This window comes from Janthinobacterium sp. GW458P, from assembly GCF_002127585.1.
In the GTDB taxonomy this organism is placed as follows: domain Bacteria; phylum Pseudomonadota; class Gammaproteobacteria; order Burkholderiales; family Burkholderiaceae_D; genus Janthinobacterium.
The window spans coordinates 1-4,928 of sequence record NZ_NEGZ01000112.1 but is presented as its reverse complement, the minus strand read 5'-3'; the positions used below and the strand labels follow the sequence as shown (position 1 = coordinate 4,928).

Genomic DNA, 4,928 nt, shown 5'->3' with positions numbered 1-4,928 from the left:
GGCCGCCGGCGGCGCCGCTTCCACCGGCGCCCGCCCGCGCGCCACGTCGATCCACACTTCGCAGAGGCGCGCCGCGCGGATGCGTTCCAGGTCAGCCTGCGACTCGAGCAAAAAGGAACGCTTCCAGAATGGCGTATCGAGCCAGGAACGCCCCAGACGCTCGACATACATTCCCAATACCAGCTCGCTACTCGCTATTTTTTTCAGCATGGCGTCTCTCCAGACATTCAAAATCGCAGCATTTACTTGCGAATTAACAACATCATACGCCAAAATCAAACGATTAAACCAAATATATTAATTTATATTGAAAAACCACAACAAACGCGACAATAATCACCAATTCTATCGTTTTCATTAATGCAATACGGAAGGTTGTCGAATATAACGATTCATCTCGAGTGACTTCGCTGCGCACGTGCGCACGGCTGCATGCGCCCGGCCAATCGATGGTGGAGGATGGATGCGTCATGGCTGCCGGCGACTGCATGGGCAAGCACACTGACTTGAACTGCGGGAAAGAACGGCGCCCTTGCCATGATGGGACAGCTCAGGCGTGCCGTGGGGACGCTGGCGCCAGGAGGAGAAGAGGGTCTGCCTGGCGCCGGCGCGGGACGCGGCGGCTGGGGCGCCGCCGCTGCAGATGCGGTCCGGCCGCCGACGGCTTAGCGCGGCACGTAGCGCCAGGCGCCACCTTCGAGCATGAAGGTCAGTTCCGTCTTGATCGCTTCCGGACGGCTAGGCACGCTCAATTCCGTGTCGCACGCCAGATAGCCCGTCTTGCGCTTGACGTCGCATTCATTGACGGCCTTGACCTGCATGGTGCTCTGCGCTTCCTGCATCTGCACATCCTTGGCCGCTTCCGGATTGCGCGCCACTTCTTCCTTGGCCCAGGCGCGTATCATCGCTTGCGCCTCGGCCGGCGATGGTCCCGCGAACCTGGCGTCCTTGCGCTCGACGCCGACCCAGGTACCGTTTTCTTTACGCAACGGCAAGACCATAAAAGCGTCGCGCATGCCGGCGCTCATGCCGATCAGACACACCACCTCGCCCGGCACTTCCTGCGAATCCTGGCAACCCTGCAGGCTGGTGGCCTTGACGGGAATGGGAACCGGTATCGACGATTGCATCCTGGCTTGCGTTTTGGCCACGCCCGCCTGCACGGCGGCCTGGATGTGTTCGAATGTCGGCATGGTAGCGGCCTGGGCCGGCAAGGCGGCGAACAGGGCGGCGGCGGTCAGGGCGAGAGTAGTCAGGCGCATGGGTGTCAAAAAGTAGTGATCAAAAGCCGGCAGTCTAGCACTTTACATAAAAACAGCTGTTTCTATAGAGAACTATCATCCACGGCATCGGGCGCGAGAAAGGCGCCGCCCCCGTCCGCCTGCCCGCGCAGGCGCAGGCCGATGGCGCGCAGCGTCTCGACCAGCTCGCGCAGCCGCAGGCCCTCGTCCGTCAGTTGGTACTCGACCTTGACGGGCACTTCCGCGTAGACCGTGCGCGTGAGCAAGCCCGCCTCTTCCAGCGCGCGCAAGTCCAGGGTCAGCATGCGCTGCGAGATATTCGGCACGGCGCGGCGGATTTCGCTGAAGCGCTTCGGCCCCGCCATCAGATAGCTGAGCAGCACTACGCGCCAGCGCCCGCCCAGCAAGCGCATGGCTTCTTCGACGGCGCAGCCGGAGACATTGTCTTTCATGTGCATGCCCTATCTGGTATAAAAAATGTACCTATACCACATTATTCTGCCTTCTTCCAAATAGTAACTATCGCGATTAGACTGCCCTTCCCTCACCTGAATGGAACTCCAGCATGGAAACCACCCTGATCTACAGCGTGCCGTTCGGCTGCTCGTTTGCCGCCATCGCCGCCCTCGAATGGAGCGGCCTGCCGTATCGCCTGGCCCGCGTCGAAGCGCGCGACCCGGCCAGCAAGCAGCATCCGGCCTTTCTCGCCATCAATCCCCTGGGCCAGACGCCGGCCCTGCTCACGCACACAGGCGCGCCGCTGCTCGAAAGCATGGCGATCCTGCTGCATATCGCCGCCCGCGCACCGGCCAGCAGCCTGGGTTTTGCGCAGGGCACGCCCGCCGGCGACCGCCTGAACAGCGTGCTGTCCTTCCTGCACACGACCTTCCACGCGGCCTTCATGCCCGCCTTCCAGGCGTCGCGCGCGGCAGAAGGCGATGCGCGCGCGGCCGTCTGGCGCGAGATGGCCGTCGAGAAGGTGAACAAGAGCCTGGCGCACCTGGAGCGCCTGCTCGATGGCCGCGCCTGGCTGGCCTCCGATGCCGCGCCGACGATTGCCGACGCCTACCTGGCCGCCACGGCGCGCTGGGCCGAACCGCTGCAGCTGGCGCGGCTAAGCGACTATCCGCAGGTGGCGCGCGTGCTGGCGGCGCTGGAACAGGACCCCGGCATCCGCTTTGCCCACGCCATCGAGGCGGGCTTGCCGGCCGCCAGCCTGGGCGGTTTCCGGGGCCACGTGGCGCTCGACCAACTGGCAAGTCCGGCCTGCTAACCGCCGGTCAACTCCCGCAGCAGGCGCGTCTTTGTTGCTATGATGGCGGGCTGCCGGCGATACAGCCGGCCACGTCAATACCATATCGATAACGTCGTCATCAGAATCGGGAGTTTGAATGAGTTTACGTCTGCTGCTCTTGGGAGCATTCAGTGCCGCCATGGCCACCACCGCCGTTGCTGCAGAACCGGCGCTGGCCGCGCCGCGCGGCTTCACCGTGGAAGACATGGTGGCCATGGAACGCGTGGGTCACCCCGTGCTGTCGCCGGACGCCACGCGCGTCGTCTACACGGTGCGCAGCACCAACCTGGACAAGAATCGCGGCAATACGCAGCTGTGGCTGATCGACCTGCGCGCGCCGAACGCGGCGCCGCGCCAGCTCACGCGCGGCGAGGCCAGCGCCGGCGACCCGCAATGGTCGCCGAACGGCGACGCCATCTACTTCCTGTCCAGCCGCTCCGGCTCCTCGCAAGTGTGGCAGTTGCCCCTGAACGGCGGCGAAGCGGCTAAGGTCACCGACCTGCCGCTGGACGTCGACACCTACCGCTTGTCGCCCCAGGGCGACCGCCTGGCCTTCAGCATGGGCGTGTTCCTCGATTGCGCGGACCTCGCCTGCACCAAGAAGCGCCTCGATGAAAAAGCGAAAAACAAGGCGACCGGCATGGTCTACGACCAGATGTTCGTGCGCCACTGGGATACCTGGGCCGACGGCCGCCGCAACGCGCTGTACTCGGCGCCGATCGACGCGACCGGCAAGGTCAGCGCCGCGCCCGTGAGCCTGAGCGGCACCCTCGATGGCGACGCGCCATCGAAGCCCTTCGGCGACAACGGCGAATACAACTTCAGCCCGGACGGCAAGACGGTGGCCTTCTCCGTGCGCGTGGCCGGCCGCACGGAATCGTGGTCGACCAACTTCGACGTCTACACGATACCGGCCGCCGGCGGCCAGGCGCCGCGTAACCTCACGGCCGACAATCCGGCCTGGGACGCGAAAGCCGCCTACTCGCCCGACGGCCGCACCCTGGCCTACGTCGCCATGACCAGGCCTGGCTTTGAAGCGGACCGTTTTCATTTGGTGCTGATGGACGTCGCCACGGGCAAGAAGCGCACCGTCGCCGATGACTGGGACCGTTCCGTGGCCGACTTCCGCTGGACGCCGGACGGCAAGGCCTTCCTCGTCGCCGCCGACGACGTGGGCCAGCACCGTTTGTTCCACATCGACGCGGCCAGCGGCAAGGTCAACGCGCTGACGGGCAAAGGCGCCGTGGGCGACTTCGACGTGCGCGGCAATACCATCGTGCTGGCGCAGGCGAACCTGGCCTCGGGCGCGCAGCTGTACACGCGCAAGCTCGACGCCAAGTCGGAAAACGCGCCGATGGTCCAGCTGACGAAGCAGAATGCGGCAGCGCTGGCCAACGTGCGCTTTGGCGAATATGAACAATTCTCGTTCGCGGGCGCGGATGGCGAAACCGTCTACGGCCACGTCATGAAGCCATGGAATGCCAAGGCCGGCGAAAAGTATCCGGTGGCCTTCCTCGTGCATGGCGGCCCGCAGGGCAGCTTCGGCAACAGCTGGAGCTACCGCTGGAATCCGCAAGTGTATGCGGGCGCCGGCTACGCCACCGTTTTCATCGATTTCCACGGTTCCACCGGCTATGGCCAGAAGTTCACGGATTCCATCAGCGGCGACTGGGGCGGCAAGCCGCTGCTCGACCTGCAAAAGGGACTGGAAGCGGCCACCAAGAAATTCCCGTGGCTGGACCGCGAGCGCAGCTGCGCGCTGGGCGCGTCCTACGGCGGCTACATGATGAACTGGATCGCCGGTAACTGGCCGGACGGCTTCAAGTGCCTGGTCAACCACGACGGCGTGTTCGACAACCGCGGCATGGCTTACGCGACGGAAGAACTGTGGTTCACCGAGTGGGAAAACGGCGGCACCTATTATGACGCGCCGGCCAAGTACGAGCAGTTCAATCCCGTCAACTTCGTGAAGAACTGGAAGACGCCGATGCTGGTGGTGCAGGGCGACCTGGACTTCCGCATCCCCACGGCGCAAGGCCTGGGCACCTTCACGGCGCTGCAGCGCCGCGGCATCCCGAGCAAGCTGCTGGTCTTCCCGGACGAGAACCACTGGGTGCTGAAGCCGGCCAACTCGCTGCTGTGGCATCACACGGTGCTGGACTGGTTGAACACCTACACCAAAAAATAAGCCTGCCCACAGTAAAAAAGCCGCACAGTTCATAACTGTGCGGCTTTTTTTATCCTTCTGACCCGTCCTGGAATAAGTTGACACTTTTTCGTTACAGAGAAGGAGTGTCCGATGGAACAAGGGTTTCGACGCAGTCAGCGAGATTACAGCCTGGCTTTTAAATTGAGCGTTGTCGAGCAGGTTGAAAAAGGCGAGATGACGTACA

At 63.6% G+C, this 4,928-nt stretch carries 5 protein-coding genes; 2 read left to right on the top strand and 3 right to left on the bottom strand.

Features of this window, described 5'->3' with window-relative positions; all coding sequences use genetic code 11:
- The 3 genes from CBW50_RS27965 to CBW50_RS27955 all read right to left on the bottom strand — a co-directional run.
- Positions 1–210: DUF3391 domain-containing protein (locus CBW50_RS27965; protein WP_139842692.1), on the bottom strand; the 210-nt coding region annotated here is incomplete at its 3' end.
- A 455-nt stretch (positions 211–665) separates the two neighbouring features.
- Positions 666–1,262 carry a hypothetical protein gene (locus CBW50_RS27960; protein WP_086148514.1) on the bottom strand — a complete coding sequence of 199 codons (597 nt, stop codon included), beginning with the start codon at positions 1,260–1,262 and terminating at the stop codon, positions 666–668.
- Between the two features lie 62 nt (positions 1,263–1,324).
- Positions 1,325–1,693: a helix-turn-helix domain-containing protein gene (locus CBW50_RS27955; protein ID WP_086148513.1), complete on the bottom strand. Its 369-nt coding sequence runs from the start codon at positions 1,691–1,693 to the stop codon at positions 1,325–1,327.
- Between the two features lie 113 nt (positions 1,694–1,806).
- On the opposite strand from CBW50_RS27955, the gene CBW50_RS27950 reads away from it, so the two are divergent.
- Positions 1,807–2,514, top strand: a complete 708-nt coding sequence (locus CBW50_RS27950) for a glutathione S-transferase family protein (protein ID WP_086148512.1) — start codon at positions 1,807–1,809, stop codon at positions 2,512–2,514.
- Positions 2,515–2,632: 118 nt separating this feature from the next.
- A complete protein-coding gene (locus CBW50_RS27945; protein ID WP_086148511.1) occupies positions 2,633–4,723 on the top strand; it encodes a S9 family peptidase in 2,091 nt (696 codons plus the stop codon).
- Positions 4,724–4,928 lie beyond the last annotated feature (205 nt).

Bases quoted from the DNA above. Each gene is read 5' to 3' on its own strand.
- CBW50_RS27945 (WP_086148511.1), top strand. From the start codon at position 2,633: ATGAGTTTACGTCTGCTGCTCTTGGGAGCATTCAGTGCCGCCATGGCC.
- CBW50_RS27950 (WP_086148512.1), top strand. From the start codon at position 1,807: ATGGAAACCACCCTGATCTACAGCGTGCCGTTCGGCTGCTCGTTTGCC.
- CBW50_RS27960 (WP_086148514.1), bottom strand. From the start codon at position 1,262: ATGCGCCTGACTACTCTCGCCCTGACCGCCGCCGCCCTGTTCGCCGCC.
- CBW50_RS27955 (WP_086148513.1), bottom strand. From the start codon at position 1,693: ATGAAAGACAATGTCTCCGGCTGCGCCGTCGAAGAAGCCATGCGCTTG.